14 protein-coding genes are annotated in these 13897 nt (G+C 52.2%); all 14 read left to right on the forward strand.

The window, feature by feature from the left end:
- Positions 1-42 precede the first annotated feature (42 nt).
- The 14 genes from WCV85_03110 to WCV85_03175 are packed head-to-tail and all read left to right on the forward strand — an operon-like array spanning position 43 to position 13894.
- Positions 43-912, forward strand: coding sequence for a HAMP domain-containing protein (locus WCV85_03110; protein ID MFA6473840.1), 870 nt, complete (start codon positions 43-45; stop codon positions 910-912).
- Positions 913-917: 5 nt separating this feature from the next.
- On the forward strand, positions 918-1523 hold the full coding sequence (locus tag WCV85_03115; GenBank protein ID MFA6473841.1) for a class I SAM-dependent methyltransferase: 606 nt from the start codon (positions 918-920) through the stop codon (positions 1521-1523).
- A 5-nt stretch (positions 1524-1528) separates the two neighbouring features.
- Positions 1529-1936 (forward strand): metallopeptidase family protein, encoded by a 408-nt coding sequence (locus tag WCV85_03120; protein MFA6473842.1) that lies wholly within the window; start codon positions 1529-1531, stop codon positions 1934-1936.
- 9 nt (positions 1937-1945) lie between these two features.
- On the forward strand, positions 1946-2818 hold the full coding sequence (locus WCV85_03125) for a glycosyltransferase family 2 protein (protein MFA6473843.1): 873 nt from the start codon (positions 1946-1948) through the stop codon (positions 2816-2818).
- 1 nt (position 2819) lies between these two features.
- A complete protein-coding gene (locus WCV85_03130) occupies positions 2820-4274 on the forward strand; it encodes a hypothetical protein (GenBank protein ID MFA6473844.1) in 1455 nt (484 codons plus the stop codon).
- The gene (locus tag WCV85_03135) at positions 4261-5190 is read left to right on the forward strand and encodes a glycosyltransferase family 2 protein (GenBank protein MFA6473845.1); all 930 of its coding nucleotides are present in this window, start codon (positions 4261-4263) and stop codon (positions 5188-5190) included. Before WCV85_03130 ends, WCV85_03135 begins: the two co-directional genes overlap by 14 nt.
- On the forward strand, positions 5187-6011 hold the full coding sequence (locus WCV85_03140; GenBank protein ID MFA6473846.1) for a glycosyltransferase family 2 protein: 825 nt from the start codon (positions 5187-5189) through the stop codon (positions 6009-6011). Before WCV85_03135 ends, WCV85_03140 begins: the two co-directional genes overlap by 4 nt.
- 6 nt (positions 6012-6017) lie before the next feature.
- Positions 6018-7967, forward strand: coding sequence for a DUF4012 domain-containing protein (locus WCV85_03145; protein ID MFA6473847.1), 1950 nt, complete (start codon positions 6018-6020; stop codon positions 7965-7967).
- A gap of 1 nt (position 7968) precedes the next feature.
- Entirely contained in the window at positions 7969-8982 is a 1014-nt protein-coding gene (locus WCV85_03150) for a rod shape-determining protein (protein ID MFA6473848.1), read from the forward strand.
- Positions 8983-8989: 7 nt separating this feature from the next.
- Positions 8990-10198 (forward strand): glycosyltransferase family 1 protein, encoded by a 1209-nt coding sequence (locus WCV85_03155; protein MFA6473849.1) that lies wholly within the window; start codon positions 8990-8992, stop codon positions 10196-10198.
- 49 nt (positions 10199-10247) lie between these two features.
- Positions 10248-11168, forward strand: coding sequence for a hypothetical protein (locus tag WCV85_03160; GenBank protein MFA6473850.1), 921 nt, complete (start codon positions 10248-10250; stop codon positions 11166-11168).
- Entirely contained in the window at positions 11165-12235 is a 1071-nt protein-coding gene (locus WCV85_03165; GenBank protein MFA6473851.1) for a YCF48-related protein, read from the forward strand. Before WCV85_03160 ends, WCV85_03165 begins: the two co-directional genes overlap by 4 nt.
- A gap of 4 nt (positions 12236-12239) precedes the next feature.
- The gene (gene frr / locus WCV85_03170) at positions 12240-12788 is read left to right on the forward strand and encodes a ribosome recycling factor (GenBank protein ID MFA6473852.1); all 549 of its coding nucleotides are present in this window, start codon (positions 12240-12242) and stop codon (positions 12786-12788) included.
- Between the two features lie 5 nt (positions 12789-12793).
- Positions 12794-13894 carry a site-2 protease family protein gene (locus WCV85_03175; protein MFA6473853.1) on the forward strand — a complete coding sequence of 367 codons (1101 nt, stop codon included), beginning with the start codon at positions 12794-12796 and terminating at the stop codon, positions 13892-13894.
- Positions 13895-13897: the final 3 nt, after the last annotated feature.

A 13897-nucleotide genomic window follows, 5' to 3' on the forward strand; every position in this document is an offset into this window, starting at 1 on the left:
AAAAGCAGTACACTTACAGTACTTCGCATTTTTTTCATGGCTATGCCAGACACCCACGAGCACCATGCTCCATACCGAAAAACTATATTCTGGTGGGTTTTCTTTACCTTCCTTTTCATTGGCTTCATTGCCAGCGGAACACTCTATCTCATCCGAACGAAGTACATTTTTAGCGAAACGCAGAAAGAGCTACAACAAATTGCGATAAACGTCGTTCAAGGAGTTCCTGCAGTTGTGCATGAGTCCCTGCAAAAGCCCGAAGATCAAAAAGAGAGCGGCTACGCGCAAATTGAAAGCTACTTTCAATCAGTGATGAAAGGGAATCCGGCTATCGATGATATTTACACACTCCGCCCAACTGCCAATGCGCATACCATGACTTTTGTGGTGAGTGGTAAAGGATCAACCGACGCAGATGGGAATGGCACCATTGATAATGATGAAGTGAAAGCCATGCTGGGTGAAGAGTATGACACTACTGAACTTCCGGAGCTTGAAGCAGGTCTACTCGCTCCATCCGTAGACCCAGCGTTCACCTATGATAAGTGGGGTACGTGGCTTTCTGGGTACGCGCCGCTGAAGAATGCTGAGGGGACGTCCATTGCTGTTCTGGGGATTGACTTGTCAGCCAGTACAGTGAACGAACAGCGCTGGCAAGTACTTCGCTCCATTGGATATGCAGATTTGATCATTTTTCCAATCGTCCTCATCATCTCCTTGCTCCTGGCTTGGCGGATAAGTAAACCATTTACCATTCTAGCGCAGGGGATGGATCGGGTAACCCATGGGGATCTCAACTTTCACTTGCCAGTAACTGGAAATCGGGAAGAGAAGCATTTCCGAGAACTCTTCAATGGTATGCTTTCGGCTTTTGAAACTGCCCGTGCAAAGCCACCGAAGAAAAACTCATAGCGACTATGCCAATTGTGCAGCACACATCTTGGGAAGATATCTACCAATTTGGGAACCTGCAATCTGCATCGTGGTTTCGGAGTGATGTGGATCCAGATATTGAGAAGGCGGTAACAACCTACGGGCAGAAAGGTGGACGGGTGCTGGACGTTGGCTGTGGCATGGGCATGCAAACTATAGCCTTGGCAAAGCTTGGCTATCCAGCGACTGGAATAGACGTATCACCAACAGCCATTCACCACGCCCGTCAGCTGGCCGAGCGTGAGGGTGTGGAAGTAACTTTCACCGTTGCAAATTTTTTGCACGCACGTTTTCCAGAACCCTTTTCCATTATTTTAGACCGAGCAGTGCTGCAGGGTTTTAGCGTGCATGAGCACGAACTGTACATGGAGGCGTTGCAACATGCCTGTAGCGCCAGCGGCATTGTCATCGTTAAGACGCTGCACCAGCAATCCCAGAAAAGTGTTGGTCCACATGGGTATGACGAGGAAGCGTTGAAAGCTTTGTTCGCGCCAGCCTTTTCTTTGGAAAACATTTGGGAATGCAGTTTTAGCGGACACCCCAACGCCCCAAAGAATGCGCTCTGCGCTATTCTCCGTCGTGAAGCGTAAGGACAGTGGAGAGCGATCAATTTCACGCTATTGTTCTGGAGGCATGGGAAGCGCTTCCGGCACGGTTTCGGGAACGCATTCACAATGTTGCGATCGTCGTTGAGCCGGTTGGCCGCACGCCAGTTGGTTTTGAGCATGGGATTGCCAGAGGTTCCATACTCTTGGGTTTATACCAGGGCATTCCCTTGAACCGGCGGAGCGAAGGCTATAGCGGTGTGCTACCAGACCGGATTACCCTTTTCCAAGAAGCTATTCAGCAGGTTGCGCAAGGGGATGATCACCTCGTTCGGCAAGTAGTGGAAGATGTGCTACTGCATGAAGTTGCACACTACTTTGGCTTTTCGGAGGCTGAGGTTCGAGCAATGGAAAAGACTCGGGCAGCGCGTTTGACGCAGTCGGCTCGTCCTAGGTAGGGTACAGGTATGTCTACCCCGCACGATATTGCCGTCATCATTGTGAGCTGGAATGTCCGCGAGCAGCTTTTGGCGTGTCTGGCGAGTTTGCATGCCCTGCCAGAAGCCGAACAGCCAAACACCATTTGGGTGGTGGACAATGCCTCCACTGATGGCTCAGCCGTTGCAGTCCGCGCGCAATTCCCAGAGGTGCGCCTCCTTGCTCAAGCCACGAATGTGGGTTTTGCTACAGCGAATAACTTAGTGCTGCAGCAGATAGCAGAGCCATTCGCACTTCTGCTCAATCCTGACACGCTTGTTCCTGCTGGATGCTTCCCTGCATTGCTCGCTGCTGCCGAAAGAAACCCACGAGCCGGGATTGTTGGACCCAAATTACTTAATCTCGATGGATCGTGGCAACCCTCGGTTCGCCGTTTGCCGCATGTCTGGACGCTCGTAGGTATTGCGCTAAAAGTGACGCACTGGTGGCCATCACTACTACGAAAGTACTTGGCCAAAGACTTGGATCCTTCAAAGGAGCAAAAGGTTGAGCAGCTCATGGGTGCAGCATTGCTCATCCGCAAGGACGTATGGAAGCACATTGGTCTGCTAGACACGCACTTCCATGTCTGGTTTGAAGAAGTTGATTACTGTGCCCGCACCAAGCAAGCTGGTTGGGACATTTGGTACGTACCAGATGCTGTACTCACGCACCTGGGTGGTCAAAGTTTTCGGCAGGTGCCATCTGTCCGCCGGCAACGGCAGTGGATGCAGAGTGTGAATGTCTATGCCAGGAAATACTTTACTCTGCCATCACACGTGCTCATCTGGTGCGCTGGTTGGATTGGCCTCTTCCTTGTTTGGCTGGCGTCTTTGGTCACCCCAGAGAAGAAAGCAACGTAGTATGTCTTCGTCAACGCTTTGGAAAGTCTTCACCCTCCTCCTCTTGGTTGAAGTGGCATCCTATTTCAGCTGGCATGAACCGGTGCTGGGTGTCGTTTGCTGGGTGGTCATCGTTGCTGCAACGTTTGCCATTTCCCTTAGCCAGCCAGAGATTGGCGTGGCTGTTGTTTTGGCCGAACTGGTGCTCGGTGGCAAAGGCTACCTTTTCTCCTTACCTTTTGGCAGCATGGATATTTCTATTCGCTTGGGGATTTTTGCTGCGGTCTTCCTGGCTAGCTGCATGCACATTGTGCAAGGGAGAAGTCTCTGGGGTGGGCAACGCGCTTTTCGGTACGCGTGGTTGGTACTCTTGGGTGCTGCGGTGTGGGGAGTTGTGGTTGGCTTGTTGCGGAACCACGGTGCAGGTGCAATTTTTGATGATGCAAATGCCTTTCTCTTCCTCGGGCTCATTCCAGCTTTTGGCCTGCTCAAAAACCAAGCGCAGGTTCGCCGATTGCTGTACGTGGCTGGCGTCGCAGTTGTGGTGATGATGGTTAAAACCTTTGCTGTTCAGGCGTTGTTCGATCATATTGCTTCCACGTCGCTCGTCCCGCTCTACCGCTGGGTGCGGGACACAGGGGTAGGGGAAATTACTTACATTGTTGGCCACCTGTACCGCGTCTTTTTCCAAAGCCACATTTATGGCATTTTTGGCTTCTTCCTTGGGGTGAGCATGGTCATTGTTGAACCAGTGCGGCGCTGGTGGTGGATGCTGGTTGCCAGTGCTGGGGCTATGGTTGTTATCACCAGCCTTTCCAGAAGCTTTTGGCTGGGTGCTGGGGTAGCGGTGTGCATGGTTGGTTTTGGTGTCCTCTACAATCGCATTGCCCGGAAGCAGTTTGGAAAAGTACTGCTCTGGAGCGGCTGCGCAATTCTTCTTGGTTACCTTGGCTTTGTGTGGTCGGTGAACTTCCCCGGGCTTTGGGGTGGGGGAGCAAGCGGTGGGTCACTGGTTCGGCAGCGCGCAGAAATTTCCACTGAATCGGCAGTGTCCAGCCGCAAGGAATTACTGCCCGTCATGAACCAAGCAATCACAGCGCAGCCACTTCTTGGAAATGGTTTTGGTACGGCACTGACGTACCGAACCAAAGATCCACGTGTCAGCAAAAATCCAGAAGGCGCACTGTACACCACAACCGCGTACGAACTTGGGTACCACGGCTTTGCTGTCCAGTTTGGGTTGGTTTGGACGCTCGGTATCGTTGCGGCTCTCGCCTGGGTGCTTTGGCGGGTTGTCCACTTGCTTCGGCTCACCTCAGAACATCGGCCGCTCCTTGTGGGTGTGGGAGCCAGTATTCTTGCGCTGTGCGTCATTCACCTCACAACCCCGTACCTCAATCATCCGCTTGGTCTTGGCCTCCTCCTGCTCTGCACAACCATTTTCGTCGTGTACGACCCTCGGTATGCCAACCGTTGACGTTAGCATTGTCACCTGGAACAGCGCAACGCAGATCGCACACCTGCTCCGTTCTTTGCAAGCGCAGACAGTCAAGATTAGGACAATCTACGTCGTTGATAACGCTTCAACGGACGAAACGCAGAAAATTGTTGCAACTTTTCCGCAAGTCAAGTGGCTGCCGCAAACCACCAACGTGGGTTTTGCAGCCGGACATAATATCGCGCTACGGAAATGTGCTGCAGATTATCTGTTGGTATGTAACCCAGATGTAGTCCTGGAACCTACCTACGTGGAAAAGCTTCTTGATACCGCAGAGGAGTACTTAGCCGCAGCTGCGTTCGTTGGAGTTGTGCGTGGAGAACAAGCTGGGACCATTGATACGACTGGCTTGCATGTTTCTCGATATCGCGTGGTTCGAGAGCGAAAGGATGTGCCAACCATCCCCACAAAAATATTTGGGGTATCCGGCGCAGTTGCTCTCTACCGACGTCGCGCCTTAGAGGAGTGCAAAGTTGAAGGCGAATACTTCAACGAACTTTTCTTTGCGTACAAAGAGGATGTGGAATTAGCTTGGCGCTTGCAGTGGGCGGGTTGGGAGGCGATGGTCGTGCCGGAAGCGCTGGCGACGCATAACAGAGCGGTACGTGCGCAGACTCCACGATCGGCACGGAGTGACCAGCGCCGGTTCCTGAGCATTCGGAATCACTACCTCCTCTACGTTACCGCAGAAACCCGTGGCACCCTTGGCTCCGATCTTTGGCTGATTTTTCCAGCGGAGCTGTTCCGCATGCTGTACCTTTTAGCAACGGACTTTCACGTGACTATTCGTGCCCTTGCTCAATTCGTGAAAATGTGGCATGCTGCACGTACGTTCGCAGTTGATGAGCGTCGCTTCGTGCACGCCAAGCAGCTCCGAGCAGCCTTGCGGCTATGACCCAGCCTGACGTTTCCATCATTATTCTCAATTACAAGACCCGTGGTCTGCTTCGGCAGTGCCTGCGGGGCATTAGTAACTCTGGCGATAGCGTCACAGCGGAGTGCATTGTGGTGGATAACGCCTCAAAGGATGGAAGTGTGGAAATGCTGGAGCGTGATTTTCCCAATGTTATCACCATTGCTTCACCAGTGAACGAAGGCTTTGCTGCAGGGATGAACTTCGGGTTACGGCGGGCAACTGGTCGGTACGTCGTGCTCTTGAATACCGACGTGGCAATCATGGACAAGCCGTTTGACCGTCTGGTTGCGTTCATGGATCAGCATCCGCAGGTTGGGCTTGCTGGACCAAAACTGTTGAATCCAGACGGAAGCGTCCAAGATTCCTGCTACCGATTCCATGCCTGGTATACACCGTTGCTTCGCCGCACGCCACTTGGGAAACTGCCTGGCTGCCGGGCGCACCTTCGGCACTTCCTCATGCGAGATTTCAACCATGCGGAGAATGCTCCGGTTGACTGGCTCCTTGGGGCATTCCTCATTGCCCGACGCAGCGCCGTAGAGCAAGTTGGAGAAATGGATAGTCGATTCTTCCTCTACTTTGAAGATGTTGATTGGTGCCGGCGCTTCTGGGAGCGGAAGTGGGAAGTGCGTTACTGTGCAGACGTGGAAGTGGTGCACTACCATAAGCGACAGTCGGCTGATACTGCAGGATTTGCTTCCATTTTTTCCTACCCAACTCGCATTCACATTCGCTCCTGGTTTCGCTATCTCATGAAGTACTGGGGTACACCGATACCGCTTCGCTCCACTTCCGTGTAGAACCCTATGCAACGTAACTTTCTCAAAAAGCAAGCGTGGAAAAAAATTGCTGCCGCAACGTGGCACGGTTGCAAGCGCGCATGGCCATACACCTGGCCGCCGCTTGCGGTGATCGTGGTTATCCTGGGTATTCTGGGTGTGTGGTATGGTCCAGCTGCCAAAACCATTGCCACCGAAGCTTTAGCGGCAAAAGCCGACTTGGAAAAAGCGCAAACCTACATTGTGCAGCAGGATTTTACCGAAGGGCAAACCGCTCTTGCTTCTGGGAAGCAGCATTTGCAAACGGCGCAAGATCGGCTAGGGCGTTTACGCTCATTGAAAAAGCTTCCCTATGTCAAAACCCAAGTCATTGCTGTGGAGGAACTGCTCGCTGCGGGTATAGCTTCCACCGGCGGCATTGAACGCCTGAGCACATGGGCCGAAACCGTTGTTCGGCCATTCAAAACCGGAAAATCTTTTAGCTTAAGCTCGCTCAAGCCTGAACAGAAACGTGTCATTCTCAAAGCTATTGCAGAGGCACAACCGGACTTACAAGCTGCAAAAGCCTCCATTGACTTAGCTATGACGCATATCAATGCAATTCCAGAAACCGGTTTGGTTGGGAAGTTGCGCGAGGCAGTTGAACCTTTTCGGGAGCAACTGCCAGCCTTGCAAGACGGCATTACCCAGGCAATTCCCGCATCCCGCATTCTCCCGCCGCTCCTTGGCTATCCCGAAGAGCAAACCTACCTTTTCTTACTGCAGAACAACGCAGAACTTCGGCCAGCCGGGGGTTTCATTGGTACGTACGGCATCTTGAAGGTAAAAGACGGTGAGATCGTTTCTTTCACAACAGACAACGTATACAATTTGGATGATAAGGCGAAGAACTTACAGGTAACTCCGCCAGCGCCCTTAACCAGGTACAACAAAGTGAATCGTTGGCTCTTTCGTGATTCCAACTGGTCACCAGATTTCCCAACTGCCGCCCAAGAAGCGCTGACTTTTTACCGTCGAGAAGGCGGGAACGAACGCCGCTTGCACGGAGTCATTGCAGTTGACCCAACTTTTTTCCAAGATCTCCTGCAAATCACCGGTCCAATTACGATCAGCAAGAAAACATTTACTTCTGAGAATTTTGCTGAGGAATTGCAGTACATCACCAGCGTCGAATTTGCGCAGCAGGGGATTGATGCGAGTTTACGCAAGGGCATTATTGGTGATTTGGGTGCCGCGCTGATTGAGAAAATGCTGAAGCTGCCAAAGGAGAAGTACGGAAAAGCCTGGACTATTTTTCAGAAGAATTTGGAGCAGAAGCATGTCATGGTTTGGGTTGGTGACACCGCACGCCAAAACCAGCTTACGGATTTGGGTTGGACAGGGCATGTAGAAACGCCACGAGGCGATACGCTCATGGTTGTGGATGCGAACATGGCAAGCTTGAAGTCAGACCCCGCGGTAAAGCGAACTATCACGTACAAGGTTGAACAAAAAGAGAACGCGCTCATTGCGGATCTCACCATTCGGTATGAGAACACTGGCACGCTTAATTGGAAAACCACGCGGTACCGAACGTATACCCGGGTGTACGTACCTCGCGGCAGCACGCTGCTAGATTCCTCTGGTGCAATGGTGGATTGCAAAGTAACTCGTGCTGGAAAAGTGGAAACTTTGGAAGAGCTTGGGCTGACTGCGTTTGCAGGTTTCACCTGTACGGAAGTCGGCGCATCACATGAGCTACACCTTCGCTACACACTACCAAATACCCTTACTGCTCTCGTTGATAGCGGCGAGTACGCGTTGCTCGTGCAGAAGCAACCCGGGACACCAGACCATGCGCTGCAGGTAGAACTGCACTTGCCAGGAGACTTTGTCAATGGGGAAGACGCAGTAGACCAGTTGACCGTAAAGAACCAGGTGTACACTGCTGCCACAAACCTGCTTACGGATAGAAGCTTTCAGCTCCAAGCACCGTAGTATGGCTCTCTTTGGCAAAAAACTTGGGATTGACCTTGGGACAACCAACACGCTGGTGCACATGCCCGGACGTGGGATTGTGCTAAATGAACCATCAGTCGTAGCAATTTCTGTTTTGGACCGGCGGGTACTTGCTGTGGGTCTGGAAGCGAAAGAAATGCTTGGGCGAACTCCTGACACGATTACTGCTTCCCGGCCTTTGAAGGAAGGTGTGATTGCAGATTATAAAACCACGGAAGCAATGCTTCGGTACTTCATTAACAAAGCTTTGGGCGGTGTGCGCTTTTTCCGCCCCGAGGTTATGATTGCTGTGCCCGCGGGGATTACGAGTACCGAACGCCGGGCGGTCATTGACGCGACTATCCAAGCCGGGGCAAAAGCTGCGTACATTATTAAAGAACCCATTGCAGCCGCAATTGGTGCAAACATTCCCATTGGCTCTGCTTCCGGCCACATGATTATTGACATGGGCGGTGGGACGTCCGAAATAGCCGTCATTTCCCTGGGTGGTATTGTTGCCAACACGTCCGTTCGCATTGGGGGAAATAAGTTTGATGCAGCCATCCAAGAGTACACTCGGAAGAAGCACGGTGTTGCTATTGGTGAACGGTCAGCAGAGGAGTTAAAAATCACTGTAGGGTCGGCCTTACCGTTGGAGGAGAAACTCTCCATGGACATTCGTGGTCGTGACATGGTCAGTGGCCTCCCAACCACCCTTCGGGTGACGTCTGATGACATAACCGCAGCAATTCAAAACGAACTTGCTGGGATTGTTCAGGCCGTGAAATCGGTTTTGCAAAATACGCCACCAGAACTCTCTGCTGACGTGATTGATAAAGGCATGGTACTGTCCGGCGGTTCCTCCATGCTCCGGAATATGGACAAACTGTTTAGCCAAACGACTGGCGTACCAACCTACATGGCTGACGAACCGCTCCTCTGCGTAGCAAAGGGCACAGGTGTGGCGTTGGATAACCTTGATTCGTACAAGCGGAGCGTGCTTTCCACGCGTTAGGTACACTATGCGCATTGGCATTGATGCGTCCCGGGCAAATGTTGCACAGCGCACGGGCACCGAATGGTACGCGTTCCACTTGACGCGAAGTCTTTTACCGTTCCTCCGTGAACATACGGTCTACCTCTACGTACGAGAACCCTTGCGTCCAGAGTGGGGGAGTCTGCCTTCACATGTCAAGGTTAGGGTTCTTCGCTGGCCGCCAAAGATCATGTGGACGCAGTTGCGACTGAGTTGGGAAATGCTCTGGCACAGGGTGGATGTACTGTTTGTTCCAGCACATACCATTCCGTTCATTAGTCCACGTCAAACCCTAACGACAATTCATGATGTGGGTTTTGAACGAACGACGACGCTCTACGGCCGCAAGCCACTTGGGCAATCCACCGTGGGTCGCCGGTTTACCAACCTCCTCGTTCGGGTCTTGACCCTAGGGCGGTACTCGGCAACAGAACTTGACTACCATCGTTTCTCCGTCAGACTCGCAGTTCGCCGCTGCAAGCAACTGCTTACCGTGTCTGCATTCTCAGCAAAGGAAATTACAGAAACCTTGGGTGTCTCTCCCGACCGAATCACCGTTGTCGCAAATGGGTACGATGCGACGTTGTACAATGCTGCAGTCCGAGAAGCAAAGTCCCACATTGCTGCTGTGCAACAGCAGTACAAGCTTACTGCGCCATACATTCTCTCCATTGGTCGGATTGAGAAGAAGAAAAACACCTTGCAACTAGTGCAAGCATTCCAGGCACTTCGCATGAAACCAGCATTTGCGAATCTCCAGCTCTTCCTTGCTGGCAGTCTGGGTGAAGGTGCTGCAGAGGTTGTTGCCTGGAGAGAAAGAGAGAAGTTGCAAGCCTACGTGCACATGCCAGGCTGGGTTGCAGAAGCTGCTATGCCGGCTCTCCTCGCTGGGGCTGAAGTGTTCGTGCTTGGTTCCGCGTACGAAGGTTTTGGCATTCCGGTTTTAGAAGCAATGGCGTGCGGTACCCCAGTGCTGTGCAGTGATATCCCAGCGTTACGAGAGGTTGGTGGAACAGCCGCACGCTACTTTGCGGTTGGCGACGTTACTCAATGCACCCAGGGATTAGAGCAAATACTGTCTCACCCTCCATTGCAGCAGGAAATGCGGGCTGCCGGGCTTGCCCGGGTACAGGATTTTTCATGGGCACAGAGTGCGGCTTTGGTTGCGAAGCTGCTTATTGGGATGCATAGGTAAGTACTTGCCAAAGAAGGAAAAATATTGTATTGTGCGATGGTAGTTCACCATGGCAAAAGACGCAATACAACGTATTGGCCAAGAGGCGTTAGACCGTGCGCTCGGGAAAGTACTTCACGGGCGCCATTTTGGACATGCTTTTGGCTTTTTTGGTCCAGATGCTGCTGCGGTGAAAGCCCAAGCAACCTGGTTCACCAACGTCCTGGCATGTGCAAAGCAATCACTAGAACCATGTGGTGACTGTGAAGCATGCAAAAGCATTGCCCGGGCCGACGGCGTGGTGCTGATGCACGTGGAACCCGAGGCAGACCAGCGATCCATTTCCGTTGAGAGGATTCGCGCCTTGCGGCAAGATGTTGCTTTGCTGGCCGGTGCCCTGCCACGGATCATTTTCATTCCACAGGCCGACCGCCTTGCTGGTGCGGCTGCAAATGCGCTTCTGAAACTTCTGGAAGAACCTGGTGCAAAAACTTTCTTTGTGTTAACTGCCCCAAACGCAAAAAGCGTCTTGCCTACCATTCGTTCGCGAACTGCGTGGTATGCCGTTCAAGCCATTGCTGCGGAGCAAGCAGCACAGGCATTATGCAACGCTGGGTATGCAAAGCCGCTTGCAATGCAAGCACTACGCTTTGTCCCTGGTCAAGCACAGCTGGCTGCCCAACTGTGTGCTGCACCAGAACAGCTGGCGACGTTGGAAGCTACAGAACGTGCGTTGCTGCACATTTTAGCCCAACCACTTCCTCAGCGTTTTCAAAGCATGCAGCAACTTCTTGGGAAGAAGACAGAATCTACTGTGGAAACATCTCGGGTCTTCGCTATGCTCAATCAGCTCCTGTACCTTATCCGCCAGCAGCCTGGCCTCTGGCCAACAATCCCCAGTATTGGTAGAGCTTTCCTTCGCTTGCGTACCAATGCGCAACCGCGGTTGATCCTCGAAGCAATTTTCGCGGCCCTCCCTCAAACAGTATGAGAAAAATTTTCTTCCTTAGCGCGTTTGCTCTCGTAGCGTTCCTTCCAGCTTGCTCCCTTCGCTTGGGGGGTAGCGGAACCCCCAAAGCCCAAAGCCTGGCTGACGGTGGCGTCTTCATGTCCATAGACCGTGGGGAAGCGTGGACGCAAAAAGTATTTGTGCAAGACACAGCGCAGGGGAAGCAAACCATTAGCGGCACCAACGCTGGGTACTTCACCTTCCACCCAACAAGTTCGGAGATCCTCTACCTGAGTACCCTGGAGAACGGCTTGTGGTTTAGTGAGAATGCTGGTGAGCAGTGGACGCAACTTGGTTTGAAAGTAGGCTACGTTCGAGGGTTGAGTATTGATCCAAAAGCGACGAACGTACTATACGCCGGATACCAAAATACGGTGCAGAAGAGTCTTGACAGTGGTGCGACGTGGACCGTGGTGTATACCAACCAGCCTGGCAATGCAATCACGCAGGTGCGCCTTGATCCGTTTGATAACCGAGATGTCTACGCCACGACTGACGGAGGTGTCATGCTGAAGAGTGATGACCAAGGAACAACTTGGCGCATTCTACAACAGTTTCCTGGCGAAAACTTGAAGCGGCTGGTGATCTTGCAAAATGATTCTCGAATTATGTTTCTGGTGACCGCGGGAAAACTCCTACGCTCTTCTGACGCAGGCGTCACTTGGACCGATCAACCCACGCAGTCACTGCAAAAGGTGGGTGGTTTACCGGTAAACGATTTTACCTTCACCGAACGAACTCCCTCAGTGATGCTCGTCACTAGCAATGCTGGACTTTTCCGCTCACGAGATGGCGGTGCGACGTGGAACTTGGTTCCCACAGTCATTCCCACCAGCACTGTTCCTTTGAACGCCGTGGCGATTAATCCATTTGACGAAACTGAGCTGTACTTCACGGCTGCTGCAACTTTCTACAAATCAGAAGACAATGGTGCAACCTGGCAAACGTTGAAAAACGTTCCCTCAAGCCGGCAATTTACTGTCCTCACTGCTCACCCACGGCGCCCGGGAACGCTGTACTTGGGCACCCTCTTCGTCGGCAAAAAGTAACTCTATGCTTGTTGATCAACACCAAGAATCATTTGCAAAAGTTTTGGATCACCTCCACGAAGATTTGCAGACGTTGCGCACAGGTCGGGCAACCCCAGCAGTTGTGGAATCGCTCTTGGTGCCGGTCTACGGCACTGCCACACCTTTGCAGCAACTTGCAAGCATCACCTCACCTGAACCAACCCAGCTGCTCATTCAGCCCTACGATCCAAACATCGCCAAAGATATTGCGAAAGCAATTCAGTCTTCACCTTTGGGGATTACCCCAAGCATTGAAGGTATAAGCATTCGTTTAGCTTTCCCGCCCCTCACCGAGGAACGGAGAAAGGAAATGCAAAAGGTGGTAAAGGAAAAAGCGGAAAAAGCGAAGGTGAGTATTCGTAGCATTCGGGAGGGAGTGCAAAAGGATCTGAAGCAAGCAAAGGCAGATAATGAGCTTTCGGAGGATATGCAAAAAGCTGAAGAAAAAGCTTTACAAGAAGTAGTTGACAGTTTTGTAGGAAAAATTTCTGAGATGGCCAGCCGCAAAGATGCGGAGCTGATGCAAATCTAAACCGGATGTCTACTTTACTCACCTTCATTGTCGTTCTTGGTCTCCTGGTCTTTGTCCATGAACTTGGCCACTTTGTGGTGGCCCGGCTTTGCGGTATTAAAGTAGACGAATTTGGTTTTGGCTTCCCTCCGCGGCTGTGGGGATTTCGCCGGAAAGACACGGTCTACAGTATTAACTGGATTCCTCTTGGTGGGTTTGTGCGCCTTCATGGCGAGGATAAGAATGAGCGAGGTCCAGGAACATTCCTGGCGCAGAAGGCGTGGAAACGCACCCTGGTCATTGTCGCTGGGGTTACGATGAACGTCGTCCTTGCCGCATTCCTCTTTGGCATAGGCTTCATGCGCGGTCTCCCAGCAGATGTAGGGAGCGGTGTTCCAGCAGGGGCAACGATCCGCAATCCACAAGTGCAAATTGTTGAAGTGCCAGAGGCAAGTCCGGCTGCCACTGCCGGGTTGCAGGTAGGGGATGCCTTGGTACGTTTGAATGGTGAAACCATTACGGATATTCCAAGTGCGCAAGACGCTGCCAAACGCGCTGGCGAGGTGGAAGTCCCAGTGGTTATCCGCCGAGGTGATGCTGAGCAAACTGTGCAGGTGACTCTGAAGAAACTGGAAGGACTGGAACGGCCTGGGCTTGGTGTTTCACTTGCACATACTGGCATGGTGTCTTTTGGCTTCTTCCGTTCCCTGTGGGAAGGCGTGCTCACTGCAGGTCGATCTTTTGGGTACATTGTGGTTGCCTTCAAAGATTTCTTCGTCAATTTACTCGTCCACCGAGAAGTGGGTGCCGATGTGGCTGGACCAGTTGGCATTGCGGTGCTCACCGGCCAAGTTGCCAGGCTCGGCTTTGCGTACCTGTTGCAGTTCACAGCGCTGCTCTCCTTGAACCTCGCGTTGATCAATGTCCTGCCCATTCCTGCCCTTGATGGTGGCCGGTTACTCTTCCTCCTTTTGGAAAAACTTCGAGGAAAACCCGTAAGTACACTTTTGGAAGCAAAAATTCACAATGCGGGGTTTGTGGTGCTCATTGGACTCATTGCGGTCGTGACTTTCCGAGATATTCTCAACCTTTCAGCGGTGCAGGATTTCTTCCAGCGCCTTTTCTAAGCT

The sequence above is a fragment of the Patescibacteria group bacterium genome (assembly GCA_041665345.1).
GTDB lineage: Bacteria > Patescibacteriota > Patescibacteriia > PEXW01 > PEXW01 > JBAYJA01.

Bases quoted from the DNA above. Each gene is read 5' to 3' on its own strand.
- WCV85_03145 (MFA6473847.1), top strand. From the start codon at position 6,018: ATGCAACGTAACTTTCTCAAAAAGCAAGCGTGGAAAAAAATTGCTGCC.
- WCV85_03130 (MFA6473844.1), top strand. From the start codon at position 2,820: ATGTCTTCGTCAACGCTTTGGAAAGTCTTCACCCTCCTCCTCTTGGTT.
- WCV85_03175 (MFA6473853.1), top strand. From the start codon at position 12,794: ATGTCTACTTTACTCACCTTCATTGTCGTTCTTGGTCTCCTGGTCTTT.
- WCV85_03165 (MFA6473851.1), top strand. From the start codon at position 11,165: ATGAGAAAAATTTTCTTCCTTAGCGCGTTTGCTCTCGTAGCGTTCCTT.
- WCV85_03125 (MFA6473843.1), top strand. From the start codon at position 1,946: ATGTCTACCCCGCACGATATTGCCGTCATCATTGTGAGCTGGAATGTC.
- WCV85_03140 (MFA6473846.1), top strand. From the start codon at position 5,187: ATGACCCAGCCTGACGTTTCCATCATTATTCTCAATTACAAGACCCGT.
- WCV85_03135 (MFA6473845.1), top strand. From the start codon at position 4,261: ATGCCAACCGTTGACGTTAGCATTGTCACCTGGAACAGCGCAACGCAG.
- WCV85_03160 (MFA6473850.1), top strand. From the start codon at position 10,248: ATGGCAAAAGACGCAATACAACGTATTGGCCAAGAGGCGTTAGACCGT.
- WCV85_03115 (MFA6473841.1), top strand. From the start codon at position 918: ATGCCAATTGTGCAGCACACATCTTGGGAAGATATCTACCAATTTGGG.
- frr (MFA6473852.1), top strand. From the start codon at position 12,240: ATGCTTGTTGATCAACACCAAGAATCATTTGCAAAAGTTTTGGATCAC.
- WCV85_03150 (MFA6473848.1), top strand. From the start codon at position 7,969: ATGGCTCTCTTTGGCAAAAAACTTGGGATTGACCTTGGGACAACCAAC.
- WCV85_03155 (MFA6473849.1), top strand. From the start codon at position 8,990: ATGCGCATTGGCATTGATGCGTCCCGGGCAAATGTTGCACAGCGCACG.
- WCV85_03110 (MFA6473840.1), top strand. From the start codon at position 43: ATGCCAGACACCCACGAGCACCATGCTCCATACCGAAAAACTATATTC.